Here is a 25,678-nt window from a genome sequence, read left to right on the forward strand (position 1 = left end):
CTACCTGGCCCCAAAACTTCCCTTAGCCCGAATCATCAAACCCACCCGCTGGCCAACCGGCACCGCCCGGTTCGGAAACACAATGGCCTCCGGCGCCGTGCCCACCTGATAACGGGTTTCGTCGTCTTCCCATATCACCGTGCCCGGCTGGTATTCGGTAAAATTCGCCACATCATCCGGCACATGAAACCGGAACGCCGGCCCGGTATTCAGAATCTCGTGCACCACCTCAAACACCGTCAGATGATCAAACGGCGCCTGAACCGCAGGCGCCGGCTGGCCACAAAACCGCCGCCGAAGCGCCCGCTCAATGCCCCGGAACCGTCGTAAATCATTCTTGCCAAACGGCTCCACCTTGCCTAGCTCCACGGTAAAACTCTCAGCGTTCAGCAGGCTGGCCGTGAACGACGAAAACACCGTGGACTCCCGGTGCTGCAACAACAGCGTCTCCACCTCCGCCTCCAGCAGAAACTCACACTGTTCCGCCGGTACCGACCGACCCTCCACAAACGGATACAGCGCAAACCGCTCCCGCTTCGACGGCCGGATCGCCGTGTGCAAATCATAATGACTCAACGCCAGCCCCTGATGTGCCATCGCAAACTGCCGACACATCTCCTCCAGAAACCGAGCCCGAGCCGCCTCCGGCAGGCCTTTGTACTCCGGCCTGCTGTGGGCCCCGTTAAACAGCCGGTTCATATTCACATCCACAAACCGCTCCCCGGCCAACATCGCCGCCGGGTTCCCCAGCATCAGCAACGCAGGGCAAGCCAGCGTCCACTGCCCGGCCAACAACTCCGACACCAACCCGTTCAACACCTCAATAGGCGCCGTCTCGTTACCGTGCACCCCGGCCGAGATAATCAACGCCTCCTTGTTCGGATTCTCCCGCCCCGCTGGCGGTGTCAGCCACAAAACACCATTGGCCTTACGGGAAACCTGCGTGCCGTCCGGGAGTTGGTGTTTTGTTTCGGGTAAATCGGAAGAGGCGCTGGCGAGGGTATGGGCCAGCCAGTCAGGGTGGAAGTCAAAGAGTGAGTTGGAAACGTTCATAGACTCCCCGCAAAGAAGGGTAAGACTCGAATCCCCGTAATGAGTTTGGGGTCAGACGGCGGGGCAGGCTGACCATCCACCAAAATTCAATATAAACGCCGCTAGCGGGGCCTGCACCAAAAGCCAGAACTCAGGAGTTAGCCGGCCGCTGATGCCGCAACAGATAGTTCTCAAGTTTGCGGAAAGCAAACACCAACAAGAACGTCAGCGCCATATACAACAGCGCCACAAAAATAAACGCCTCAAAAGGAGCATAAAACCGCGAATAAATGTTCCGCGCCGCCCCCGTAAGATCCACAATCGTCACCACACTGGCAATCGCACTTGCATGAAGCATAAAAATCACCTCATTTGAGTACGCCTGCACCGCCCGCCGCGCCGCATTGGGCAGAATAATCCGACGCATCCGCAACAGCCAGTTCATGCCATAGGCCTTGGCCGCCTCAATCTCGCCATTGGGCGTCGCCACAATCGCTCCCCGGATAATCTCCGTGGTATAGGCCGCCGTATTCAGCGTAAAGGCCAACAGGGCAGGGTAGAAAGGCTCCCGGAAAATCGTCCACCAGAAGGTCTCGTGAATGCCCGGAATCTGCGCCACGCCGTAATAGATAATGTATAGCTGAATCAGCAGCGGCGTGCCCCGGAACAAATAGGTGTACAGCCAGATTGGGCCAGACACAAACGGATTGCGCACCGTACGCAGAATCGCCAGGGGAACTGCAACCACCAGGCCAATCACCAGCGACAGAAACACCAGCTGCACGGTGGTCACCATGCCATCCCAGTATTCCATCATGGTCATGGCATTGAAGATATCGTTCGTGTTCAACCATTCGGCAATGAAATCAGGCATCCTCAATTCCCCCGAACCACGCCGACATTGGCCCGCTTGTCGAGCCACTTGATGAACAACTCAGAGCCTGCCGTCAGCGCCAGGTAAACCGCCGCCACCGGAATAAAGAAGTGGAACGGCATGCGCTCGGCCTTGGCGGCTTCTTCCGCCACCCGCACCATATCGGTCAGGCCGATGATCGACACCAGAGCGGTGGTCTTCAGCAGCACCTGCCAGTTATTGCCGATACCGGGCAGGGCATGGCGCAGCATCTGCGGAATCATCACCCGGCGGAAGGTGTGCCAGCGGGAAAAACCGTAGGCCTTGGCGGCCTCGATCTGGCCGGTGTCTACCGCCAGAAAAGCGCCCCGGAAGGTTTCCGTCATATAGGCGCCAAAGATCAGCCCGATGGTCACCACGCCAGAGATGAACGGATCGAACTGGAAGAAAAAGTCGATTTGCCGGGTTTCCCATAAATAATCGGATAGCGCGTTCACCGCCACCTGGCCGCCATAGTAGAACAACAGCATCATCACCAGATCGGGCACGCCGCGAATCAGGGTGGTGTAAGCGGTTGCCACGCCGGTCAGCACCCGGTTGCCAGAGAGTTTGGCAGAGGCGCCCAACAGGCCAAGGGTGAGGGCAAGGGCCAGAGAGAGGAAGGCCAGTTCAATGGTAACCAACGCCCCTTCCGCGAGGGCCGGGCCATAGCCTTTCAGATCAAGCATGGGAAATTCCGGAAAGCGGGGAGCAGCCAACAGGCTGCTCCCGGGGTCTTGTTAAATCTTGATGTCGTAGCTGAAGTACTTCTCCATGATGGCATCATAAGTACCATCTTCTTTCAGCTTCTTGAGCGCGGCATTGATATCTTCGGCCAGTTGGGTATCGCGCTTGCGCATGGCAACGCCCACACCGTCACCGAGTTTTACCGATTCGCCGACCTCTTTGTAACCTTCGCGGTTAAGGATGGTCTGCTCACCCACCGGGTAATCAACAAAGACCGCGTCCAGACGATTGCCTTCCAGGTCCAGAACCATGTCTTCAGCGGTGGTGTAACGCTTGATGGAAACCACGCCGCCCATGTTCTCGGTGACGTAGGTGTCCATGGTGGTGCCACGCTGCACACCGATGTTTTTGCCCTTCATGGCGTCCATGTCGGTTACGTCGGTGTTGAAGGAGTCAGGGCCGAACCAGCCGCCCGGAGTGATGTAGTACGGCTCGGAGAACAGCACACGCTCGGCGCGCTCAGGGGTGATCGACATGGATGACATGATCAGGTCGAACTTGCGGGCCAGCAGGCCGGGAATCATACCGTCCCACGCCTGAATGACGAATTCGCAGTTGGCGTTCAGCTCTTCGCACATGGCGGTGGCCAGCTCTACTTCAAAACCGGTCAGCTCGCCGTTCTCGTCGCGGTATTCGAACGGCTCGTAGGGGATATCGAATGCGATGCGCAGGTTCCGGTCCTGAGCCTGAGCGGTGCCGGCGATCATGGCCAGGGCACAGCTTGCTGCAACAATCAGTTTTTTCATGTGTCACTTCTCCAGTAAGTTGCCGTTACGGCTTTATTCTTTATGGAAGTTTCTATTCCGTTTCCGGTTTCAAGATAGCACCGGAGTTCAGAACTTGGGAGCAAGAAATTGCTTCATGCGTTCGGATTCCGGGTGGTCAAAGACCTTGTCCGGTGAACCCTGCTCCTCAATCACGCCCTGATGCAAGAACAGGACCTGAGTTGACACATCCCGTGCAAACGCCATCTCGTGGGTGACCACAATCATGGTGCGGCCTTCCTCGGCCAGACTCTGCATAACCTTCAAAACCTCACCCACCAACTCCGGATCGAGAGCAGACGTGGGCTCATCAAACAGCATCACCTCTGGCTCCATAGCCAGGGCGCGGGCGATGGCTGCGCGCTGCTGTTGACCGCCGGACATTTGGGCCGGGTAGTAATCTTTGCGTTCGTAGATGCCGACTTTATTAAGGTAGGCCTCGGCCCGTTCGATGGCTTCTTTCTTGGGGATCTTGAGCACATTCACCGGTGCTTCAATGATGTTCTCCAGTACCGTCATGTGGGACCAAAGATTGAAGCTTTGAAACACCATGGACAGCCGCGCGCGGATCAGCTCCACCTGGCGGTTATCGGCGGGAATGCGCTCGCCCTTGCGGTTGTTTTTGAACCGGATTGGGTCACCGTGCACGATAATGTCGCCAGAGGTCGGCGTTTCGAGCAGGTTTATGCAACGCAGGAAGGTACTCTTGCCCGAGCCGGAACTGCCGATCAGCGAGACCACGTCGCCTTTGCGGGTTTCCAGAGAAATGCCCTTGAGGACTTCGAGTTTGTCAAAGGTCTTGTGGATGTCCCTGCAAATCAGAGGCGCTGATTCCGCCATGGGGTGACTCCTGGGGCTGTCATACAAAGGCGCATGTTTTACGGACTGTTGCCGTGGAAATCAATACCGCTTTGTTGGATTTTGGTGAAAATCGAAGCACTTGCCTGTAGGTCATTCTGGTCTAATCAATGATCAATGCAAACAATTTTACACCTCACGGTGAGCCTGAATCGTTCAGCAGATCGGCGAGATCTTCCGGGGCGGGGATGCGTAGCAATTCATCGCCCTCTTTCTCCATTTCTTTCATGGTTTGCCGCACAAAACGAACGTGGGCGGTGGCCACTTTGCGTGCCTGGTCAGGTTTGCCGGCCATGATGGCCTCGTAGAGCTGCCGGTGCTGGCCCATGATTTTCCGGCGCATGTCTTCTTTCGGGTTAAGGTTAGACACCGAGGCCTGAACGGTCAGCAGCATCATGTTTTTCAAGCCGCTCAGGATGTGCACCAGGATCGGGTTGTGGGAGGCCTCCACAATGGCATGGTGAAAGCCGTGGTCCGGTCGGGCGTTGCTCAGCGGGTCTGTGCTTTCCAGCGCGCGGAATGCCCGGGTCAGCCGGTGCCGGTCCAGATTGGTGGCCCGCTGTGCCGCCAGAAAAGCGGCCTGGCCTTCCAGTTGCTCCCGCACTTCCAGCAGGTCATAGAGGGTGCGGGTATGGCCCTGATAGAGGTACATCAACGGGCTGTTCGCGCCCTGTACGCCGGACTCCGGCACGATGCTGGCAACAAACGAGCCCTTGCCGTGGCGGGTTTCAATGACGCCCCGGGCCTGCAGCTCATGCAGTGCCTCGCGCACCACCGATCGGGATACCCCAAGTTTGGTTGATAGCTGCCGTTCCGACGGGATCTTCTGCCCTGGCGCCAGGCCGCCTTCCAGAATCAGGTGCTCAAGCTTGTAGGAAATTTCTTTGGATATGCCCATGATCTTATTGCTGGTCTGACCAGTTTCGGGTTGTACGGATCCGTTTTTGCTGAGGCTGCCTGTACCGCCAAACTTCATGAATGGCGGGAGGTTACGAATTATTCCATGTTTCGGGATTTAACAAACTGGTAGGACCAGCTGCTAAAACGATAGACGATCTCTGCGCTGATGGCGAGTATTCTGAGGTTTGTAGATTCTGAAATTGTACGTCAGCGAGGTTGAAGCCATGTTAACCATCCATCGTCTGGATCTTGAAGATGCCCGGCTCCTGATCAAAGGCGCCAGCGAAAAGGCCCGCGACATCGGTGTTCCCATGTGTATAGCGGTGGTGGACGAATCCGGCAACCTGGTGGCGTTTGAACGAATGGACGGTGGCAAAACCACCAGTGTCATCATTGCCCAGGACAAAGCCTTTACGGCCGCCGCCGCCCGCAAAGCCACCCACGAATACAACGCGGCCAACGTTCCGGGCAATCTGGCCTTCGGTATTCATACCGAAGTGGGTGGCCGTTTAAGCACGGTGGGTGGGGGCTTGCCAGTACTGGTGAATGGCGAGGTAGTTGGCGGGATTGGTTTGAGTTCAGGCACCCCGCAACAGGACATGGATTGTGCCCAGGCGGGTATCGACTACTTTGAACAACAGCGCCAATAACAATTAGAGAACGTTATGACAACCACATCACATGCCACCAAATCGGGGTTAACTAAAGCGGAATTGGCTGAACAGTTCCGGGCCTTTATCGACCCGGAGTTTGTCATTACCGATGATGAAACCCTGAAACCCTATGAGTGCGATGGCCTGGCCATGTACCGGGAAATGCCCATGCTGGTGGTGCTGCCAGAGACCGTACAGCAGGTGCAGCGGGTCATGCGAATTTGCCACGAACAGGGCGTGCCCGTGGTGGCCCGCGGCGCCGGTACAGGTTTGTGCGCAGGGGCCATGCCCCACAAAGAGGGCGTGGTGCTGTCGCTGGCCAAGTTTAACCGTATTCTGGAAGTTGACCCGCTGGCCCGGACGGCCCGGCTGCAACCGGGCGTGCGGAACCTGGCCATCAGCGAAGAGGCCGCCCAGTTCGGCCTGTATTACGGGCCGGACCCGTCGTCCCAGATTGCCTGCACCATTGGCGGTAACGTGGCGGAGAACTCTGGCGGCGTGCATTGCCTGAAATACGGGCTCACCGTTCATAACCTGCTGAGTGTCGAAATCGTCACGGCGGAAGGTGATCGGGTAACGGTGGGCAGCGACGGGCTCGACAGCTGTGGTATGGACTTGCTGGCACTGCTGACCGGCTCCGAAGGGCTTCTGGGTGTGGTCACGGAGGTGAAGGTCAAACTGTTACCCAAGCCGGAAGTGACGCGGGTGATCATGGCCGGTTTTGACAGTGTTGAGAAAGCTGGCGATGCGGTCGGTGGTGTCATAGCCCATGGCATCATTCCCGGTGGTCTGGAAATGATGGATGGCCACGCCATTATTGCTGCTGATGATTTTTGCCAGGCGGGCTACCCGAGAGACGCCAAGGCCTTGCTGCTGTGCGAGGTGGATGGCACCGAAGAAGAAGTGCACGAACACATTGCCGAGGCAGAAGCGGTGTTCCGGAAACTGGGTGCTACGTCCATCCGCACGTCCTCTAGCGAGGCTGAGCGTGCGCTGTTGTGGAAAGGCCGTAAATCGGCGTTTCCGGCGGTTGGTCGAATCTCGCCTGACTATTACTGTATGGACGGCACCATTCCGCGCCGACACCTGGCCAAGGTGCTTCTGGAAATGGAGAGCATGTCCGAGCGGTTTGGCCTGCGGGTGGCCAATGTGTTCCACGCCGGCGACGGCAACTTGCACCCGTTGATTCTGTTTGACGCCAATGTGCCCGGTGAGTTCGAGAGTGCCGAGGCTTTCGGCAGCGCCATCCTGTCTCTGTGTGTGGAAGTGGGCGGCTGCATAACCGGCGAACATGGCGTGGGTGTGGAGAAAATCCGCCAGATGGCCGTGCAGTTCAACGACGAAGAATTGCAGCAGTTCCACGATGTAAAAGCCGCTTTTGACCCCACCGGCATCCTGAATCCGGGCAAGGGCGTGCCGACCCTGCGGTTCTGCCAGGAATATCGCTCTATCGAACACAAGCAACACAACCACGAACAGGCGGGTGCCAGCCATGGCTGATCAGATTCAACAACTGCAGGAGCAGGTGCTTCAGGCCCGGCAGAACGGAAACAAGCTGAATATTGTTGGCGGTGGCAGCAAGGCGTTCATGGGCCGTGAGCCAAGCGCAGACGCCGACACCCTGAGCCTGGCCGGCCACACGGGCATTGTGGAGTATCACCCGGTTGAGCTGGTTCTGACGGTGCGGGCCGGCACACCCCTAAAAGATATTGAAGAAGCGCTGGCGGCAGAAGGCCAGTGTCTGCACTTTGAACCGCCTCGTTTCACTGAGTCATCCACCATTGGCGGCACGCTTGCCTGTAACCTGTCTGGCCCCGCCCGCCCCTGGACAGGATCGGTGAGGGATCAGGTGCTGGGCATTCGGCTGCTGAACGGCAAGGGTGAACACCTCCGTTTTGGTGGCCAGGTGATGAAAAACGTGGCCGGTTATGATGTGTCCCGGTTGCAGGCTGGCGCAATGGGCACCCTGGGCTTAATCACCGAGATCAGCCTGAAAGTGATGCCGAAACCGGCAGCGTCCGTCACCCTGGTTCAGGATATGGCCATGGATGAGGTGATCGACTACATGAACCGCCGGGCCGGTGAGCCCAAGCCCATCACCGGCGCCTGCTGGGTGGATGGCAAGGTGTACCTGCGTTTGTCTGGCGCACGTTCGGCTGTAGAGGCCACCGCCGACAAATGGTCTGGCGATGTATTCGACGACGGCGACCGCTTCTGGCAGCAGATCCGGGATATGCAGCATGGGTTTTTCTCCGATGCCGAGACGCCCCTCTGGCGCTTTTCAGTGGGATCAACCGCGCCCACCGAGGATCTACCGGGCCCCTGGCTAATGGACTGGGTGGGCGGCCAGCGCTGGTATCGGGGTGACGCCCCGCTTGCCGACATGGAAAAACTGGCGCGATCAGCGGGTGGCCAGGTCAGCCTGTTCCGCGGCGGCGACCGCCGGGGCGAGGTGATGCAATCGCCACCAGAAGCGCTGAAAACCATTCAGCGCCGCGTAAAAAACTCGTTTGACCCCGACGGCCTGTTCAATCCCGGCCGCCTTTATAGTTGGTTGTAATCATGCAAACGAATCTGGTTCAGCAATTTGCCAATACATCCGAAGGCCAGGAGGCGGAAGAAATCCTCCGGGCCTGTGTGCACTGCGGTTTCTGTACCGCAACCTGCCCCACATACCAGGAACTGAATGACGAGCGAGATGGCCCCCGGGGCCGGATCTACCTGATGAAGATGTTTCTGGAAGGCGGGGAAGTGACAGAGAAGACCCGGGAGCACCTGGACCGCTGCCTGACCTGCCGCAGCTGCGAGACGACGTGCCCCTCAGGTGTCCAGTATGGTCGTCTGGTGGATATCAGCCGTGGCTTGCTGGAAGAGGAGCTGCCCCGCAAGCCGAAAGAAAAATGGCTGCGCTGGGCGCTCACCCGGGTGTTACCCCATCGCCGGTTGTTCGGCTTGCTGCTGAGGGCCGGGCAGGCATTCCGGCCGATGCTGCCGGAAAAGCTCCGCACCAAGGTGCCGCCGCGCCGGCAGGCCAGCCCCTGGCCAGCTTCAAGCCACAACCGCATTGTGCTGGGGCTTGCCGGATGCGTGCAGCCCTCGGCGGCCCCCAACACCAATGCGGCGACAGCCCGGGTACTGGATAAGCTGGGCATTACCCTAGTGGAAGCGCCCCAGGCTGGCTGTTGTGGCGCGGTCAATTATCACCTGTCTGAGCACGAGCGTGGCCTGGAGCAGATGCGCCGGAATATCGATGCCTGGTGGCCGGCCATCGAGGCGGGGGCGGAAGCCATCGTGATGACAGCGTCCGGCTGCGGAGCCATGGTACAGGATTACGGCCATCTGCTCAGGGACGACCCGGTCTACGCCAACAAGGCCCGGAAAGTGAGCGAACTGTGCACCGATCTGGGCGCCTTTATGCTGAAGGAGGATCTGGAGCCCCTGAAAGCCAGTGCCCAGGCGGGTAAAGTGGCCTTCCATTGCCCGTGTACCCTGCAACACGCCATGAAACAGAACGGTGTGGTGGAGCAGGTGCTGACCCGTGCCGGCATTGACCTGGCCGCTACCAAAGACAAGCACCTGTGCTGTGGCTCGGCGGGAACCTATTCAATCACCCAGCCGGAGATGAGCCAGAAGCTGCTGAGTAACAAGCTGGAAGCGCTGACCATTGATGATCCGGTGCGAATCGTCACCGCGAATATCGGGTGTCAGTTGCACCTGGAATCCCGTGCAGAGATACCGGTACAGCATTGGATTGAATTGCTGGACCGGTGACAGGGTTCCTGCAAAGCCGCCCGTGATCGGTTAGAGTCTGATCCGGTGCCAGGTTTCTGCCTGGCACCGGGACACTCGATCACCCGCAACTTCACAGGATGTGAACCCATGCCAAGGACCAAGGCCCTGCCGTTTTGCCTATGTTTTTTCATCTGTCTGCCGGCCCAGGCGGAAATCTATCGCTGGACCGATGCCAACGGCTCCATTCACTTTTCCGACACGCCGCCGATGCTGGACGAGCACCATCGGGTGCAGATGCGGCCGACCACCACCATGCCGATGGCAGAGAATATCCGGCAGTCTGACCGGGTAACCCGGAACCGCAAAGAACTGGACCGGCTGCTTGCGCCCAACAGCAAGCATCGTTACGCCAAATCTCAGCAGGCGGAGGAAGCCCGTGCCCGGCAATGCGAGCAGTACCGCAAGCAACTGGACCGTTTGCAGGCGAGGCTTCGCGCCGGTTATGGCAACGATCGGGGCAACAGTCTGCGGCAGCGTCGCCGGGAACTGAGCCAGACCTACAGCCGTAAGTGTGTACTGAAATAGTTAGCTTTCGGAAAGCGCTGATTGCCAGGCGATCATAATTATTGTTAGCTATCTACCTTGTCTCTGGAGGTAGATCTTGTCGCATTTTCAGCTTGCACTTCTGCTTGGTATGACCGTCGCACTTGGGCCCCTGGCCCTGGATGCCTACCTGCCCGCATTTCCGGCCATTGCCCGGGAGTTTGCCATTCCCCATGCCGATGTGGGCCTTACGCTGAGCGCCTATGTGGCAACTCTGGGCATGGCCCAACTGGTGGGCGGGCCGTTATCTGACCGTTATGGCCGCCGCAACATCCTGTTTATCGGGCTGGCGGTGTTTGCTCTGGCCAGTCTGATGGTCGCGCTGGCGGATAACCTGGCCAGCATGATTGCCTGGCGGGTGATCCAGGGTATTGGCGGCGCGTTCTGTGCGGTGTCGGTGCCCGCGATTGTGAGAGATCAGGTGGGTGGTCAGGAGGCGGCCAGGCTGTTCGGGTTGATCGGGCTGATCATGTTCATCGCGCCGGCCGCGGCGCCGTCATTGGGCGCCCTCATGCTGGCGCTGGGTGACTGGCACTGGATCTACGTATTACTGGCAGCCTACGCGTTCATCCTGGCCGTTGTCCTGCAACTGGCCCTGTTTCCCCGGCTCAAACCCCGGCCACGGGCAGTCACTCCGGTCAGAACCCTGGTGACCAACTACATGCTGGTGCTCAAGCATCGCACGACAATGCGTTTTGTCGGCATCCAGGTGATGTGTTTCAGCAGCATGATGCTGTTTATCACCCATTCCTCGTTTATCTATCAGGAGTGGTTTGGACTGTCGAACAGCACGTTCTCTGTGCTGTTTGCCGCCAATATCGGAGTGATGGCAGCGCTCAACCTGGTTAATCGGCCGCTGCTGCGGACCTTCTCTTCCGTGGTGCTGTTAAGGGTGCAGGTCATCATCCAGTTCGTGATGCTGGTGGGCCTGGTGTCGGTGGTCGTGCTGGATGGCCCGTTGTGGGCGGTGGCCGGATTTATCATCGCGGCAGTAGGTTGCCAGGGTGGGATTGTGCCCAACAACATGGCCAATGCCCTGGAGTTCTTTCCACACATGGGCGGTACTGCTGCAGCTATGCTAGGGGCGTCTCAGTTTACCCTGGCCGGGGCGATCAGTGCCTTGTCCTCGGCGTATGGTGGCGAGGCTCTGTTACCGATTACCCTGAGCATGTTGGCCTGTTCGGTTGGTGCGGTTTTGTTGTCGTTGGGCGCGCCGGCGGCGGTGGCCCGGGAAAAGGCTGCAGAACAAACGGCCTGACATTCCGCAATCAGAACCCCTGCGTGTCGAACGAATGGTTGGGCGACTCTGTTTTTGTAGATAATCTTGGGTTATGAAACTTATCCTGAGCCGCAAAGGCTTCGACAGTTCTGCCGGTGGTTGCCCGAACCCTGTGTTTCCGGACGGACGTGCTCTGGCACTGCCGATACCGGATAGTCAGTCGCCCATCCGGTATAGCCAGATTCAACACGACGGCCAAAGCATTGGCCCCCTGGTATCTCAACTGACCGGCCGTTCCGGCTCCTCCCGTAAAGGCGCCCACCTGGACCCGGACCTGATCGAGGGTGCGTACCCCCGGCTTCCAGGCTGGCGCCCGATACTTGGCCAGCATGGCTCGGCCCAGGCGCACCTCGCCAACCACGGTGTGGGGCCTGGCGATCTGTTTCTGTTCTTTGCTTTGTTCCGGCAGGTGGAGCGGTATCGCAGGCGCTGGCGCTTCGTGCCGCAAAGCCGGCCGTTTCATGCCATCTGGGGCTGGTTGCAGGTGGGAGAGGTCTGGCCTGTTTGCGAAGCAGCGTCTGTGCCGGCATGGGCGGTCTACCACCCACATCTGCACGGTACACGATCCGCCCATAACTGCCTGTATGTCAGTGGTGACAGGCTGCAGATTCCAGGTCTGATGGGGAAACTACCGGCTGCCGGGGTGGTGTCTGCTCCGGACAATCGGCATCGATTGACGGCGCTGGAGGCGGCCAATGTGACGGACTGGCGGCTGCCGGCAGCATTCATGCCGAGGGCCGATAGCGTGCCGCTGAGTTACCATCACAAACCGGAGCGCTGGCGCCCGGATGGCTCCCCGGAATACTGTCGCCTGAAAAGTGCGGCACGGGGACAGGAATTTGTACTGGACCTGGAACAGTATCCGGGAGTCAGTAAATGGTTGCTGACCCCGGGTTTGTTGTCTTAAAAGGCGGTGGTTAACAGATAGACCGTGTAACCAATAAAGACAGCCAGCAATCCGCCCCCTTCCAGCCGGTTGATGCGCCCGGGTCCCCGAAAGCCGTAACCAAGTACAAACAGGGCAAGGGTGAGACCTACCATCACCGGAATATCGCGCATCAATACCTCGTCCGCCACGGCCATGGGTGCGATGGAGCCAGCAATACCGACCACCGCCAGGGTGTTGAACAGATTGGAGCCCAGAATATTACCCAGTGCCAGGTCGTGCTCGCCTTTTCGGGCCGCAATGATGGAGGACGCCAGCTCCGGCAGCGACGTGCCGATCGCCACAATGGTCAGGCCGATCACCAGATCACTCACGCCGAAACGGGTGGCCAGGTCGACCGCCCCCCAGACCAGAATGCGGGAACTGATAATCAGCAGGACAAGTCCAACCAGCAGCCAGACGGCAGCCTTGCGGATGGGCATGGCATGGGCGGTAAGTTCGGCGTCCACATCGGTGGCGAAGGTGTCATTGGTTTTCCTGATGCCAGACCAGATGCTCCAACCAAGCAGAAGAGCAAAGAGTACGAGCAAGCCGGCAGCATCGAGCCGACTCAGCTCGCCATCAAACAGAAGCCAGGCGGCCGACAGGGTGACCAGGGCCAGAATCGGCAATTCCTTGCGCATGACCTGCGAGTGCACGGCGATGGGCGCAATCACAGCGGTGATGCCCAGAATCAGAGCGATGTTGGTGATGTTGGAGCCATAGGCGTTACCCAGCGCCAGCCCCGGATTTCCCTGGGTTGCCGCCAAAGCTGAAACCACCATTTCGGGTGCCGAGGTGCCAAAGCCAACCACCACCATACCGATCAGCAACGGCGGCATTCCGATATGGCCAGCTGCAGCGGCCGAGCCCTCAACGAATCGGTCTGCACTCCAGACCAGAAGGGCAAGACCGGCAAGAATGGCGAGAGAGGCAATCAGCATGTTGTTGGCTACCTGGTTGATGTCGGAGTATTTGACGGCAATCGCGGTGGCCGCACAATTACACAGAACTACCTACGAGCCGCAGGCCTTTCAGGCGCGCTTGGCAGGGCCGCTGCGGCCAGAAATGTGAGCCACACAGTGAGTGTCATTGCTTACGCTCTGGGAACGTTTGGACGTGATATAATGGTTAAGATTCAATGCAGGCCAGCAAAGGAGAAACCGAGATGGCCAGAAAAAAGGCGAAAGCCACACAGCACAGCGCTGTGCAACGGGAACTGAGAACGCCAAAATATCAGATGCGGGTGGTTGAAGACAAAACCAAATACAAGCGCAACCGGGACAAGGCCGTGCGGATGGAGGGCTTCCGCAAAGCCGCGTGAGCGTGGTTTTACGAAAGCCCTTCTTACCCGCGACACACCTGTTCCAGCTATTCCTTTGTCATAAAAGCTTCATAGAAGCCTTGCGGGGGGCTGTTATTCTGTAGTGTTTTCTGACACCAGACACGGCAGGAGCCCCCGTCATGAGAATAATTGCCTTCTACAGCCCCAAAGGCGGCGTGGGTAAAACTGCCGCTGCCGTCAACATGGCCTACCTTGCCAGCCGCGAGAATATCAGCACCCTGCTTTGGGATCTGGACCCGCAAGGAGCTGCCAGTTTCTATCTGGCCGGAGCGGAAATGGTCAAAGGCCGCAAGCTGTCCAAACTGCTGGAAGGCAAATCCCCCATTGCCCGGTTTATCCACGAAGACGTCTACCCCAATCTCGATTTCATTCCTGCCCACAGCAGCTTTCGTAACTTCGATATCAAGCTGGAGCAGGAAGAAGGGCACAACGCCCTGAAGGATCTGCTGGCACCGCTTTCGGAGGATACCAGCCTGGTTATCCTGGACTGCCCGCCAACGCTGTCCCGGCTGACCGAACAGGTACTGGAGGTGGCGGACAAGGTCTACGTGCCCCTGGTGCCAACCTGGCTTTCACTGAACAGCTGGAACCAGTTACGGGAGTTTGTGAAAGACAAGAAGCTGGGCAACAAGAAGCTACGGCCGTTCTTTTCGATGGTGGACCGGCGTAAGAATCTGCATAGGGAAATACTGGAGCAGGCCACGGAATTGCTTGGTACCCCGATGAATGCGGCCGTTCCTTACGCCAGTGTGGTTGAACGGATGGGGGAGGAAGGGCAGCCGCTTGAACTGCTGGCGCCAAATAGCCCGGCCGCTGTCGAGTTTCGTAAGCTGTGGGTGAGCGTCCGGAAGGATCTTTGGGCTCGCTGACTCAGAAAATGTTAAAGTCGCCGGTCTTTACCTGAACTTCCGGAGGCCCGATGACAGCCCTGAACACCCTGCAAATCGATACCGGCGACAATCCCCAGACCACCGTCATCTGGTTGCATGGCCTCGGTGCCAGCGGCCATGATTTTCAACCCGTGGTTCCGGAATTCCGCTTCTCCCAAGAGCAGCCTGTCCGCTTTATCTTCCCGCACGCGCCGGAGTTGCCGGTGACCATCAACGGCGGAATGGTTATGCCCGCCTGGTATGACATCCTGGCGATGGATGTGGACCGTAAGGTAGACACTGAGCAATTACGTGCTTCTGCCGGCATGGTGGCAGAGCTTATCCGGCAGGAACGGGAACGGGGTATCGCCAGCGAGAACATTATTCTGGGTGGTTTCTCCCAGGGTGGCGCTGTGGCCTATGAGCTGGCACTGAGTTACCCGGAGCGGCTGGGCGGCCTGTTTGCCCTGTCCACTTACTTTGCCACGGTGGACTCTATCCAATTAAGTGAGGCCAATCGGAAGCTGCCGATTTTCATCGGGCACGGTCGATTTGATCCGATTGTTGCGGAGCATCTGGGGCTGGCGGCGCAGCAAAAGCTGCAGGATCTTGGGTATGAGCCGGAGTATTACTGCTATGGTATGGAGCATAGCCTTTGTCTGGAGGAAGTGAGGGATTTGGACAAGTTTCTGTCCCGGCTTATCAGCAAAACTGAACAATGACTGAAGAAGGAAGTCCGGTATGCCTCTCAAGCTACAAACCATCATCTGCAGCACCCGCCCTGGCCGTGTTGGCCCATCCATCGCCGAATGGTTTAACGGTTTTGCCAACGAGCAGGGCAGTTTTACCAGCGAACTGATTGACCTGGCGGAGTTTAACCTCCCGGTTTATGACGAACCTAACCACCCCCGCCAGCAGAATTACCAGCACGACCATACCAAGGCCTGGTCTGAGAGCGTCGCCAAGGCGGATGCCTACGTGTTCGTGATTCCCGAATACAATTTCTGCCCGCCGCCCTCCTTCATGAACGCGATCAACTATGTGTACAACGAGTGGAATTACAAGCCCTGCGCCTTTGTCAGTTATGGCGGTGTTTCCGGCGGCCTGCGTTCCGCGCAGATGGCCAAGCAACTGGTCACGACGGTGAAGATGATGCCTATGGTTGAGAGCGTGATGGTGCAGATGCCCTGGGAGCTGCTGGATGATAATCGCAGATTCCAGCCGGCAGACCACCACACCAGTTCGGGGGGCAGTATGCTGGCGGAGCTGGCCAAGTGGGCGGATGCGCTCAAAGCCATGCGCCAGTGAGAGGGCCAGGCACCGACCCTGGAACCTGATACGGTTAATACCGGCGGAGGAAGTGCGACTTGTTCTATCTAACGGTTGCCGTGCTCAGCGCGGCGCTTCTCGGTTTTGCTGTTCTTGGCCTTCGGGCAAGGCGTGCGGATGGTCTGCTGGATGACTATGTCACCGCCCGAAACTCTCAGAGTGCACAAGCCATCGGGCTGTCGTTCCTGGCTTCGGGCATGGGGGCGTGGATACTTTTTGCGCCACCGGAAATTGGCGCGTTTGTAGGGCCTGTGGCGCTGGCGGGTTATGCGGTTGGCTCCGCGTTACCGTTTCTGGTGCTGGGGTTCTACGGCCCTGCCATCCGTAAGCGGTTACCGGCAGGCCGGAGTATCGGCGAGTTTGCCGAGGCTTGTTACGGTGCCGGTGTCAGGCGCTGGGTGTCTATGGTGTCGGTAGCCTACATGGCCTGTTTCCTGGCGGCGGAACTCACCGCTATCGGCGCCATTGCCGCGCTGCTGTCGGATGTTCCTCCTGCACTGGTGGTTCTCGGTGTGGCGCTGGTCACACTGATCTATACCTCTGTCGGTGGTTTGAGGGCGAGCCTGGCGACGGACCGCTGGCAGGCCTGGTTGTTGTTGGCCCTGTTGCTGCTTGTGGGTGGCGTGGCCTGGTACTGGTTGCCTTCCATGCCTGCGGTGGCGGTCATGCCTTCTGTGCCTGTTGGCAGTGCGCTGTCTGTGGCGCTCACGCTGGTGATTGCGGTGACCGCCGCCAACCTGTTTCACCAGGGCTATTGGCAGCGGGTGTGGGCAGCTGAAACGGATAGTGCCCTTGGGCGCGGCGCGGTGTTGGGCGGCATCAGCACGTTTCTGGTGGTGATGGCCATTGGTGGCCTGGGGATGCTGGCGGCCATGCATGGGTTACCACTGGGCGAGCCTCCCATTCCATTCTTCGCATTACTCTCCGCCGCACCGGCCTGGCTTGCTTTGCCGGCGCTGGTTCTGGCGGTGACGCTGGTGGCATCCAGTGTCGATACCTTGCAGAACGCCATTGCTTCGATGGCGGTGGCCAGTTCGGGAAGACGCGGCCTGTCAGTGCGCGCCGCCCGCTGGGCGACGGTGATGCTGATGGTACCGGTGGTGTGGGTGGCCCTTCAGGGCTTCTCCGTGCTGCGGCTGTTCCTGATCGCAGACTTGCTGTGTGCGGCGATTGTGGTGCCGGTCCTGCTGGGATTGTGGCGCCGTATGTCACCGCTGGCTGCGGTGGCCGGTGGCGTAGCAGGGTTACTCGGTGCCGTGCTTCCCGGCTGGGTTAGCCAGGGGAGCTTCACCGCCGGTGCGCTGGCGGCGAGCTTTCCGGACAGCATTCCAACACTGTCGCCGTTCCTTGGCGCCTTGCTGGCATCCAGTCTGGTCAGTTTGCTGATTGCCTGGTGGTATCCGGGTGCCCGGGCTCAGGAGGCTGTCGGGCGGCCTTAAACGGTCTCGCTCGCGGTCTCTTCTGCCAGCAGGCGGTAATCCTTCAGCTCCAGATCGGCCATCTGCTTCGCGTATTGTGTTGCGAAGCCGGGGTACATCGTCGTGTTGAATCCATCCTCGGTGAGGTACCAACTCTGGCATCCGGAATTCCAGTTGGTTTTGGCGAGCCGGCTCTGGATGCTTCGGTTGTGGTCGTCTTGCGCCGATTGCCGAACATCCAGGGCTTTGATCTTGAGGCTCTTGATGGTGCGAATGCTCCGGACGATGTAATCCATCTGGGATTCCATATAGACCAGCGCAGAGTTATGGCCCGGTCCGGAGTTTGGCCCAAAGGTAAAAAACAGATTGGGGTAGCCCGACACGTTGATACTCTTATACGCCTGGGCGCCTCGCTTCCATTCCTCGTTCAGTGAGCGTCCGCCGATGCCGGTAATCGGGAACGGTGTACCGGCGTTGCTCACCTCAAAGCCGGTGGCAAACACAATGCAGTCGAACTGGTGCTCGATGCCCTCTACGGTGCGAATGCCGTGTTGGCTGATCCGGTCTATCGGCCAGGTGATCAGCTTGGTGTTCGGTTTCTGCAGGGCCGGGTAGTAGTCGTTGGAAACCAGAATGCGCTTGCAGCCCAGGCGATAGTCCGGGGTCAGTTGCCGGCGTAGCCAGCGATCTGGCACCTGTTTGCGCAAGTGCCACCGCCCGAGGCGTTCGGCAAAACGGGTCAGCGGCGAGTTCCAGATGACTGCCAAGGCCATGGACTCATGGGCCAGATAGAGTGCCTTGCGGACGGCGGTCTGACTCACGGGGGCTTTGCGGAACAGCGTCTTGTTCCAGTCCGGTGTAGTGAAGTCCGGCCGTGGCATGATCCACGGCGGTGTGCGCTGGAATACCGTCAGCTTGCTGGCGCATTTGGCTAGCTCCGGGACGATCTGTATGGCGCTGGCACCCGTGCCGATCACCGCGATGCGCTTGCCCTTGAGGTCGTAATCGTGATCCCAGGCTGCGCTGTGTATCTTCTTGCCCTCAAACTCGTCCAGGCCGGCGATGCCGGGCCAACCGGGGTTGGAAAGCGGCCCCTGGGCCATCACTGCGGTGCGCCCTGAAAATACATCGCCATCTGTGGTAGTGACGTGCCAGAGGCCCTTGTCCTGGTCCCAGGCCAGGTTGCTGACATTCTGGTTGAACCGGATGTATTGCCGAAGGTTGAAGTGATTCACCAGGTGATGGATGTACTCCAGAATTTCCCGGCTTCCCGAGAAACTTCGGGACCAGTTCGGGTTCTGGGCGAACGAGAAAGAATAGAGATTGGAGGGGATGTCGCAGGCAGCTCCCGGATACTGATTGTCTCGCCAGGTGCCTCCAACATCGTCTGATCGCTCCAGAATGGTGATGTTGCGAATGCCCTGTTGTTGCAGGCGAATGGCGGTGCCCAGGCCGGCGAAGCCGGCCCCGATAATCAATGCGTCGGCAGGCGACTGTTGTTGAGGAAGCGCTTGGTTGTTCTTCATCAGGTAATCTCGTAAACGGTGGTCAGGCGGTCGGGTGGTAGGTAATCTCTTTGACCCAGCTGGGTACGGCCGGAAACGCCTTTCTTGGGATGATGTCGGCCACCTTTACCAGGGCATCAATGGGCGCGTGGTAGAAGCGTTTTTTACGGTCGACCACGAACCTGCCGTGGTGCTTGATGATCTGGAACCAGGGGTTCCTTCGGCCGTCCCCAGTTCGCCCTCCGATCTTCTCGAACTTGCGCATGGCCTCGTACAGCTTCTCTTCAGGTAACCCCATCTCGACAATGTTGTCCCGCATCTTGTTAAGCAGCGGAAAATAAGAGGCAATGCCCAGGATCAGCCTAGGGTCCATCAGCTGCGCGGTCATCCGAATAAGCTCGATGTAGGTTTTGCCATGGCCCTGCATTTCCATCACGGTGAAACCCACGCCAAGGTGGCGGGCCTCATCGCCATTGATCAGTTCGAAGGCTTGATGGCACACGGGGTCGTCTACCGTGTCGAGGAGAAACTTGCACAGTGCGCCGTCGAGCGCGATTTCCAGCATGGGTACCACGGTGCCCAGCACATAGACCGGCTGATCATCGGCAAACCTGTCCAGCCACTCGATGACCAGCCTCAGGTTGTTGTTCGGCTCCGGCAATTCGCCATCTTCCAGCATGCCCCAGCGCTTCATTAACGCCATTTCGGCGTTGGCGTGGCGCTGTTCTTCGGCGTGGAAGTAGGTATAGATCTGGCGCAGGGTGTCGTCCGGCGCTTTCTTGGCCATGGCGGCAAAGGCCCTGGCACCCACGTGCTCGATCCACATAAGGTCTGCCATGAAGGCTTTCAGTTTTGGCCACTGTTCAGGGGTAATCAGCTCAGCGCCCGGAGCATCCCAGTCGACATCCGACAGGCTCCACTGAGTGTTTTTGATCTTTTCCAGCATGTTATCGAGATCAATCTTTGCCATGTTAGTCTCCTGGCTTTTGGGGGTATTAAGGCCTGTTGTCAGACGAACTTGGAGGTCATCCGGCGATTAATGAGCCCGGTGAGCGCGGCATAGGAATTGGGTAGCAGGCGTTTGATCCGCCAGATCATGCGGGCATCGACCTGTGGCATGACGTAAAGCTGCCCTTTATCCAGGCCGTCAAGAGCCATACAGGCGACTTTGTCTGCGGACATGCCAAAGCGGTCCATCAGGCGATTGAACAGATCGTTGGATTCGCCCTGAATGCGGCCATTGGCGGAGATGTTGGTTTTCACGAGGGTAGGGCACAGCGCGGTGACGCTGACGCCGGTGCCGGAGAGTTCTGCCGCCAGGGTTTCTGATATCGCCAGCGCAGCCGCCTTGGTGGCGTTATAGGGGCCCATAAGCGGAGCCGCGGAGAAGCTGGCGGTTGAGGCTACATTGATAATGCCGGCTTGCTCCTGCTGACGGAGCCTGGGGGCGAACACATGGCAGCCGTAGACCACGCCCCACAAGTTGATGTTGACCGTCCATTCCCAGTCTTCAATAGACGTTTCGCCGATGGCCTTACCGCCCACGCCAACACCGGCGTTGTTGATTACCAGATTGACCGGTTCCGGCAGCAACTCGTCGGCTTTATCAGCCAGCGCCTGCACCTGTTCCAGCTTGCTGACATCACAGGCCTCCGCCCATGCCTGGCCACCGAGGCGGCGGACTTCGCTGGCGGTTTGTTCCGCGGCGTCCAGGTTGATGTCAGAGCACACCACAAGGCCCCCGCGCCGGGCGAGCTCCAGTGCCAGCGCTTTGCCGATGCCGCTGCCGGCGCCAGTGATGACTGCACGAGCATTTTTAGTCAGAGATTTATTGAACATGAAGATTTCCGCAGTTTTGATGTAGGTGTGACGCTGCCAGGGCTTGTGCCGCCTGAAAGGGACAAAACCAGTGCAGAATAGGCCTGAAAGCCTTGCCCTGCTTGTGTTTGCGCCCAGCTGACTGCAGATTAGAGCGAACGCTTGTTCGGATTCAATTCGGAAAATTATGCCCAGGAAACCAAAACAGGATCGCTCGCGCGCCACGGTGGACGCGATCGTAGAAGCCGGGTTTATTGCCCTGAGCCAGCGGGGGCCGGCTGACACAACAACGCGACACATTGCAGAAATTGCTGGAGTAGGGGTGGGGTCGCTTTATGAATACTTCGAGAACAAACAGGCTATTTTCAATGCCATGAGCCAACGCTTCATCTCCGACACCGCGGCGATGATCAAGCCCTTAACGCCAACCCTGGTACAGATGCCCATTGATGAGGCCATTCGCACATTGCTGAACCAGTTCCGGAGTTTTCTTGAGCAGGACGATGGCCGGTACCTCAAGTGTGTGCGATACGCCATGGCGGTGGACTTTGAGCTCCACCTGGATCCGCTCTACAAGGTGCTCAATAACGTCATCATGCGCTACTTGATGGAGCACCCGGAAACCCTTCGGGTTAGCCGCATTCCAGCGATCACCTACATCGGAATTAATGGCGGCATATTCGCCGTTATCCGTCATTTGTCTGACCCGGACCCGATGGTCAGTTTCGATGAAATGGCGGACGGGCTGGCGAGTATGATTGGTCATTACATAGCGGCTGAGTTGTCGCATTTGAGGGATGTGGTGAGGTAGTCGGGAAGAAACGGAGAGGGTAGAATCAACAAAACCCGCACAAGGCGGGTTTTGTCAGAATTCTTAATGGTGCCCGGAGGCGGCACTCTCACCCCAGTAATGACGGGGGTCCCCGAGCAATTGTCGTGATTTTGTCGTGACTATCGGGCGACTGGTTTCATGCTTCTCGGATCTGGGGGCGAACAGCCGCTTTTTGAACCCGGCAATTGCGATGTCATCAAAAGCCCGGGGGCAGGTCAAGGGCATCTATTTCTGGTTGGTGAACTCATGGTGGCAAACTGTACGCTATGAGAGGGCTGGTTGCAGGCAAAAAGGCTTGCGCTAGCGGGCGTGTTGCTATTCACGTTCGGCCGCAACCGAACCGAAAATGAACTACATCCGCCTCCACTTCAACTGAGGCGTCATATCGGTCTTTGCTTGAGCCGCCGGCGCTGCTCATTTGACCGTGTGAGTACATTGATCGCAAGGTCGGGAAGGGTAAATATACTCGCCAGATGACGATGACCGCAAATGCGAGTGCTCGATAATAAACAAAAGCGGACATTCGCCCGAATGCAAATTTTTCAAAGCGCGAGCAGCGCTATGAAGGCCGCCGACCCAAAGATAACGCTTTGAAGAGTCGTTGTTATTGAGGATGTGAATCAGGTTTGGACGGGGAGGCAGCGTTGGAATTTAATAAGAATGCCAACTAATAGGCTGTGAGGAGATAGGGATGTCTGTAAGCATTGAGGTGGCCGAGACCACTGACCAGTTTGATGCAGGTGGCCGGTTGATTCGTGAGTATGCTGAGTTTCTCGGGCTGGATTTAGAGTTCCAGGGTTTTTCCAGCGAGTTGGCTTCGCTGCCAACGATGTACGGCCCACCTAAAGGAGCGCTACTGCTGGCCAAACTGAAGGATATTCATGTTGGTGCTGTCGGTCTTAGAGAGTTTGAGTCCGGCATTGCTGAAATGAAGCGAATGTATGTCATTCCGGATTACCATGGCATGGGGGTGGGCAAGGCGCTGACCGAAGCGTTCTTTGGTCGAGCAAAGGAAATGGGTTATGGCTCGGTGCGGCTAGACACTATTCGTGAGCTTGATAAGGCATTGCGACTTTACAGCGATTACGGCTTTAAGGAAATTGAGCCTTACCGATTCAATCCACACCCGGAAGCCGTGTTCATGGAGTATAAAATCCCCTGACAATCGGCTGCACGGCGACTGATTTTACGCCACTTTTCGGCTCCAAACCGGCGTGCAAACCCGGGCGTTATCACACAAGGAGGTGCTTCAATGAAGCAAAGAGGTAGTTGTCTCTGCGGGGGCATTCAATACGAAATTAACGGTCCGCTTACCGATGTTTTGAACTGTCACTGTTCAATGTGCCGAAAGCTTCATGCCACGGCCTTCAGAACTCGCGCTAAAGTGCGGTCTTCTGATTGGCACACCGTCAAAGGTCAGGAGCTGCTGAAGTTTTACGAATCTTCTTCGGGTGAGCACAAAGGCTTCTGCTCAAACTGTGGCTCCAGCCTCTATACCAGGTTCGATGCAGCACCCGAGATTTATGGTTTCCCACTCGGAACACTTGATACCGACCCGGAGGTAAAAGCAGGGCGCCATGTATTCGTCGGCAGCAAGGCCCCTTGGTTCGAGATTACGGATGGTTTGCCTCAGCATGCAGAGTATGAGTGAGGCAGCGATAAAAAGCCGCGTAAGGCGGACGTCCCTGACGAGCCGCGGCTTCGCTTCGCGTTATGCACAAATGGAGACTTTATGAATCTCAAGGATGATTGGAAGAAGGTGAAGTCAGTTCTAGAGCAGGGCCAGGCTTCTACGGTTTACTGCTCAATTGCAACGGTTAATCCTGACGGTACACCCCACATCACGCCAGTTGGTACTGTTTTCCTTCGGGCTGATCAGAGCGGATACTTTTTTGATCATTACGCCGAGGCTTTGGGTAATAACATCGATCAGAACCCGAATGTTTGCATTATGGCAGTCAACGCCGGTCGATTCTTTTGGCTAAGGTCTCTTCTAAAAGGCCGTTTCGTTGCTCCACCGGGCGTGAGGCTTTACGGCAAGGTCGGACCAATACGCGAAGCCACTCCCGAAGAAATCGAGAGGATAGAAAAACGGGTTAAGCCATCTCAGTGGATGAAGGGGGCGAGGTTGCTCTGGAGTGATTTTACCCATGTTCGAGACATTGAATTTACCCATTACAAGCCGATCACCTACCCAGTGATGATGGATGGAATGTGGCCGGAGCATGCATAAAGTGGTCAGCGAGACGCCAACTACGCTGCGTCAAGGCGACCGGTGCGCTCTGCGTTATGTGGCGAATTCCCGGCACACCAAGGAGATAGGTCTACATGGGTGAAAGACAGGAACCCGCCGTAAAGGAGTTTTTTCAAGATTTTGTCGCGGTGTTTTCGAGCTTTGACGGCGACCGCGTGGCCACCAAGTTCAGCTTTCCTTATATGGCTAAAGGGCCAGGCGATGTTTGCCATGTTTTTGATTCACGGATCCAGCTGGCAGAGTATTTTCAGTCACACCTGGATGAGTACTACTCACAAGGGTGCCGTGAATGTCGCTACTCGAACCTTTCTTTAAGTTGGCTTGGTTCTGAATCCGTGGTTGCCTCTGTAACCTGGTATCTGGCGGATACCTCTGGCGCAACAGTCATCTCATGGTCAGAGTCGTACATGCTGACCTTTGTAAACGGGCGTGCCTTTTCATTGGTGCGCCTAAGGGCACATTCTGCTCTGCCTGGAAGTCAGGCGCTCACAGCAAAAACATATAGGGGCTCTCTTACGGGGCTTTTGACCCCACTTCAAAGCCGCTCACGCTGGCTGGGGGGTAGGGCCTACAGGGAGGTAGTGGCATGGCAAAGCAGATTATCAGATGCGTGTGTTTGGCGGTTGTCCTCGTCATAGCTTCTTTGCTTGTGCCGGCAAGGGTTGATGGTAGATCTGAAATGGGTAACGTTCCTCACGGCCTCCCCTTTCCGTTTGTATGGCAGAGCTTAGAAAAACTAGACCCACCTTCGTTTCCGCGCTCCTATGCTGTCATGCTTCCCCAGGAATATCCGACGTGGGTATCATTTGCCAAACTATCTTTGAATATTGTGTTGGTTTGGGGCGTTGCATTTGCTGCGTTACAGGTTTTCAGGCGGTGGGGGCTTGGGCGCAATGTCGTATGAACTCAGCGGTTCTAACCAATGTGTAAACATCGCTGCTTCAGTTGCATCGCTGATTCGCTGCGGTTACCGGAAATCAGGGTTGATGACGCCTACCTGGCGGACGTGGAGGTAAAAAGAGCAAAATCGAAGCTGATCAGGCGGAATGCAAACCGAAAAACGATCAGGACTTTGAAACGATGCTTAAGGAAGAGTGAGATAATCTTCAATCAAGGAGCCAAATGTGAAACAGGGAATTCTAGTCTTGTCTGTCGCCTTACTGGCCGGCTGCGCTTCCTATCAAATGCCTGCAGCTACTTCATCCAGCGAACTGAGCGCCGTAGAGCCTGTTTTTGAACAGGCTGCCGTCGGTGAGGACTGGATCATGACTAATCAAGCCCTAAAGTCGTACCGGGAGGGCTACGTAAGTGCCACCAGGCACAAGGCGTTTGCCCAGTCTGCTGTTGGTGCCTGGTCCTGGAAATCAAACCGCACGTCAGCAACGCACGCCATACAAAATGCCTTGATCGATTGTCGGAAGAATAATGGGAGGCATGAAGCGGATCACCCGTGCAGGATTATTAACGTGGACGGTCAGTGGTCCGGCAAGCGCTAGTGGCTTATAGCTCGGTGAATCCCGATTATGTTTCTAACGGACACCTTAAAAGAGTCATATACCTCCGTTTTTACTGGTTCTGGGGCAGGCCCGCTTGGGCGTGGTTCTAAGATCCGAATGCCCGCTTTGCGACCGCGCCGAGCTTAAACAAAAGCGAACATTCGAGTCAGGCCTTCCTTCTCCCCCCCCGAAGGTTCCAAGCTCGTCATTGGCCTTTGATTCATCATGGTTGATGGAGCAACTTTCAGGTGCCAACTAATTCCGGTATAGAGTTAGCGATAATGGGCTAAGCCGATGTTTACCCCGATTGACCTGCCCCCAGCTTTCCAAAGGCCAAAAAAACTGGATATGTGAAGCCCGGCAAAAGATGAACATAAGCATCCGACAATCAAATCTTGAGTCACGGGCTGCTGCCGTATTCCGCAGC

Annotated in this window: 28 protein-coding genes; 18 read left to right on the forward strand and 10 right to left on the reverse strand. The window is 57.4% G+C overall.

Annotated features, from left to right (window positions below; translation table 11 throughout):
- The 6 genes from ABIE59_RS09040 to ABIE59_RS09065 form a co-directional block, all read right to left on the reverse strand.
- Complete coding sequence (locus tag ABIE59_RS09040; RefSeq protein WP_354446193.1) at positions 1-1,053, reverse strand: succinylglutamate desuccinylase; 1,053 nt, start codon at positions 1,051-1,053, stop codon at positions 1-3.
- Between the two features lie 130 nt (positions 1,054-1,183).
- Positions 1,184-1,906, reverse strand: a complete 723-nt coding sequence (locus ABIE59_RS09045; protein ID WP_342631158.1) for an ABC transporter permease — start codon at positions 1,904-1,906, stop codon at positions 1,184-1,186.
- A gap of 2 nt (positions 1,907-1,908) precedes the next feature.
- Positions 1,909-2,613 carry an ABC transporter permease gene (locus tag ABIE59_RS09050; protein WP_354446195.1) on the reverse strand — a complete coding sequence of 235 codons (705 nt, stop codon included), beginning with the start codon at positions 2,611-2,613 and terminating at the stop codon, positions 1,909-1,911.
- Between the two features lie 51 nt (positions 2,614-2,664).
- Positions 2,665-3,417 carry a transporter substrate-binding domain-containing protein gene (locus ABIE59_RS09055; RefSeq protein ID WP_138435733.1) on the reverse strand — a complete coding sequence of 251 codons (753 nt, stop codon included), beginning with the start codon at positions 3,415-3,417 and terminating at the stop codon, positions 2,665-2,667.
- Between the two features lie 87 nt (positions 3,418-3,504).
- A complete protein-coding gene (locus ABIE59_RS09060; protein WP_354446198.1) occupies positions 3,505-4,275 on the reverse strand; it encodes an ABC transporter ATP-binding protein in 771 nt (256 codons plus the stop codon).
- 154 nt (positions 4,276-4,429) lie between these two features.
- The gene (locus ABIE59_RS09065; protein WP_072678128.1) at positions 4,430-5,191 is read right to left on the reverse strand and encodes an FCD domain-containing protein; all 762 of its coding nucleotides are present in this window, start codon (positions 5,189-5,191) and stop codon (positions 4,430-4,432) included.
- 226 nt (positions 5,192-5,417) lie between these two features.
- On the opposite strand from ABIE59_RS09065, the gene ABIE59_RS09070 reads away from it, so the two are divergent.
- The 7 genes from ABIE59_RS09070 (at position 5,418) to ABIE59_RS09100 (ending at position 12,367) form a co-directional block, all read left to right on the forward strand.
- Positions 5,418-5,843, forward strand: coding sequence for a GlcG/HbpS family heme-binding protein (locus ABIE59_RS09070; RefSeq protein WP_058090460.1), 426 nt, complete (start codon positions 5,418-5,420; stop codon positions 5,841-5,843).
- Positions 5,844-5,858: 15 nt separating this feature from the next.
- Positions 5,859-7,346 (forward strand): FAD-linked oxidase C-terminal domain-containing protein, encoded by a 1,488-nt coding sequence (locus ABIE59_RS09075; protein WP_354446200.1) that lies wholly within the window; start codon positions 5,859-5,861, stop codon positions 7,344-7,346.
- Entirely contained in the window at positions 7,339-8,406 is a 1,068-nt protein-coding gene (gene glcE, locus ABIE59_RS09080) for a glycolate oxidase subunit GlcE (RefSeq protein ID WP_354446202.1), read from the forward strand. The genes ABIE59_RS09075 and glcE overlap by 8 nt, the downstream gene beginning before the upstream one ends.
- Before the next feature lie 2 nt (positions 8,407-8,408).
- Positions 8,409-9,617: a glycolate oxidase subunit GlcF gene (gene glcF, locus ABIE59_RS09085; protein ID WP_354446204.1), complete on the forward strand. Its 1,209-nt coding sequence runs from the start codon at positions 8,409-8,411 to the stop codon at positions 9,615-9,617.
- 108 nt (positions 9,618-9,725) lie between these two features.
- Positions 9,726-10,163, forward strand: coding sequence for a DUF4124 domain-containing protein (locus tag ABIE59_RS09090; protein WP_354446206.1), 438 nt, complete (start codon positions 9,726-9,728; stop codon positions 10,161-10,163).
- A gap of 76 nt (positions 10,164-10,239) precedes the next feature.
- Complete coding sequence (locus ABIE59_RS09095; RefSeq protein WP_354446208.1) at positions 10,240-11,439, forward strand: multidrug effflux MFS transporter; 1,200 nt, start codon at positions 10,240-10,242, stop codon at positions 11,437-11,439.
- A 73-nt stretch (positions 11,440-11,512) separates the two neighbouring features.
- The gene (locus tag ABIE59_RS09100) at positions 11,513-12,367 is read left to right on the forward strand and encodes an Nmad3 family putative nucleotide modification protein (protein WP_354446210.1); all 855 of its coding nucleotides are present in this window, start codon (positions 11,513-11,515) and stop codon (positions 12,365-12,367) included.
- Here ABIE59_RS09100 and ABIE59_RS09105 read toward each other — a convergent pair.
- Positions 12,364-13,329: a calcium/sodium antiporter gene (locus ABIE59_RS09105; RefSeq protein WP_354446212.1), complete on the reverse strand. Its 966-nt coding sequence runs from the start codon at positions 13,327-13,329 to the stop codon at positions 12,364-12,366. The genes ABIE59_RS09100 and ABIE59_RS09105 overlap by 4 nt on opposite strands.
- Before the next feature lie 224 nt (positions 13,330-13,553).
- Here ABIE59_RS09105 and ABIE59_RS09110 point away from each other — a divergent pair, with 224 nt between their 5' ends.
- The 5 genes from ABIE59_RS09110 (at position 13,554) to ABIE59_RS09130 (ending at position 17,367) form a co-directional block, all read left to right on the forward strand.
- Positions 13,554-13,709, forward strand: coding sequence for a hypothetical protein (locus ABIE59_RS09110; RefSeq protein WP_197463797.1), 156 nt, complete (start codon positions 13,554-13,556; stop codon positions 13,707-13,709).
- A gap of 140 nt (positions 13,710-13,849) precedes the next feature.
- A complete protein-coding gene (locus ABIE59_RS09115; RefSeq protein WP_354446214.1) occupies positions 13,850-14,599 on the forward strand; it encodes a ParA family protein in 750 nt (249 codons plus the stop codon).
- Between the two features lie 50 nt (positions 14,600-14,649).
- A complete protein-coding gene (locus tag ABIE59_RS09120; protein ID WP_354446216.1) occupies positions 14,650-15,321 on the forward strand; it encodes an alpha/beta hydrolase in 672 nt (223 codons plus the stop codon).
- A 19-nt stretch (positions 15,322-15,340) separates the two neighbouring features.
- Positions 15,341-15,907 carry an NADPH-dependent FMN reductase gene (locus ABIE59_RS09125; RefSeq protein WP_354446218.1) on the forward strand — a complete coding sequence of 189 codons (567 nt, stop codon included), beginning with the start codon at positions 15,341-15,343 and terminating at the stop codon, positions 15,905-15,907.
- Positions 15,908-15,966: 59 nt separating this feature from the next.
- Positions 15,967-17,367, forward strand: coding sequence for an SLC5/6 family protein (locus tag ABIE59_RS09130; protein ID WP_354446220.1), 1,401 nt, complete (start codon positions 15,967-15,969; stop codon positions 17,365-17,367).
- On the opposite strand, the gene ABIE59_RS09135 is transcribed toward ABIE59_RS09130, so the two are convergent.
- The 3 genes from ABIE59_RS09135 to ABIE59_RS09145 are packed head-to-tail and all read right to left on the reverse strand — an operon-like array spanning position 17,364 to position 20,690.
- The gene (locus ABIE59_RS09135) at positions 17,364-18,872 is read right to left on the reverse strand and encodes a flavin-containing monooxygenase (RefSeq protein ID WP_354446222.1); all 1,509 of its coding nucleotides are present in this window, start codon (positions 18,870-18,872) and stop codon (positions 17,364-17,366) included. The genes ABIE59_RS09130 and ABIE59_RS09135 overlap by 4 nt on opposite strands.
- Positions 18,873-18,894: 22 nt before the next feature.
- The gene (locus tag ABIE59_RS09140; protein WP_354446224.1) at positions 18,895-19,821 is read right to left on the reverse strand and encodes a ferritin-like domain-containing protein; all 927 of its coding nucleotides are present in this window, start codon (positions 19,819-19,821) and stop codon (positions 18,895-18,897) included.
- 38 nt (positions 19,822-19,859) lie between these two features.
- Complete coding sequence (locus ABIE59_RS09145) at positions 19,860-20,690, reverse strand: SDR family NAD(P)-dependent oxidoreductase (RefSeq protein WP_354446226.1); 831 nt, start codon at positions 20,688-20,690, stop codon at positions 19,860-19,862.
- A 166-nt stretch (positions 20,691-20,856) separates the two neighbouring features.
- Between ABIE59_RS09145 and ABIE59_RS09150 the strand changes: the two genes are divergently transcribed.
- From ABIE59_RS09150 to ABIE59_RS09175, 6 genes are all read left to right on the forward strand, one after another.
- The gene (locus tag ABIE59_RS09150) at positions 20,857-21,480 is read left to right on the forward strand and encodes a TetR/AcrR family transcriptional regulator (RefSeq protein ID WP_354446228.1); all 624 of its coding nucleotides are present in this window, start codon (positions 20,857-20,859) and stop codon (positions 21,478-21,480) included.
- 712 nt (positions 21,481-22,192) lie between these two features.
- The gene (locus tag ABIE59_RS09155) at positions 22,193-22,663 is read left to right on the forward strand and encodes a GNAT family N-acetyltransferase (protein WP_149600509.1); all 471 of its coding nucleotides are present in this window, start codon (positions 22,193-22,195) and stop codon (positions 22,661-22,663) included.
- A gap of 90 nt (positions 22,664-22,753) precedes the next feature.
- Positions 22,754-23,152, forward strand: a complete 399-nt coding sequence (locus ABIE59_RS09160) for a GFA family protein (RefSeq protein WP_149600510.1) — start codon at positions 22,754-22,756, stop codon at positions 23,150-23,152.
- Positions 23,153-23,233: 81 nt separating this feature from the next.
- Positions 23,234-23,734, forward strand: a complete 501-nt coding sequence (locus ABIE59_RS09165; RefSeq protein ID WP_149600511.1) for a pyridoxamine 5'-phosphate oxidase family protein — start codon at positions 23,234-23,236, stop codon at positions 23,732-23,734.
- 95 nt (positions 23,735-23,829) lie between these two features.
- A complete protein-coding gene (locus ABIE59_RS09170; protein ID WP_149600512.1) occupies positions 23,830-24,393 on the forward strand; it encodes a DUF6841 family protein in 564 nt (187 codons plus the stop codon).
- 486 nt (positions 24,394-24,879) lie between these two features.
- Entirely contained in the window at positions 24,880-25,251 is a 372-nt protein-coding gene (locus ABIE59_RS09175; protein ID WP_149600513.1) for a hypothetical protein, read from the forward strand.
- Positions 25,252-25,678 lie beyond the last annotated feature (427 nt).

This window comes from Marinobacter sp. MBR-99 (assembly GCF_040547575.1).
GTDB lineage: Bacteria > Pseudomonadota > Gammaproteobacteria > Pseudomonadales > Oleiphilaceae > Marinobacter.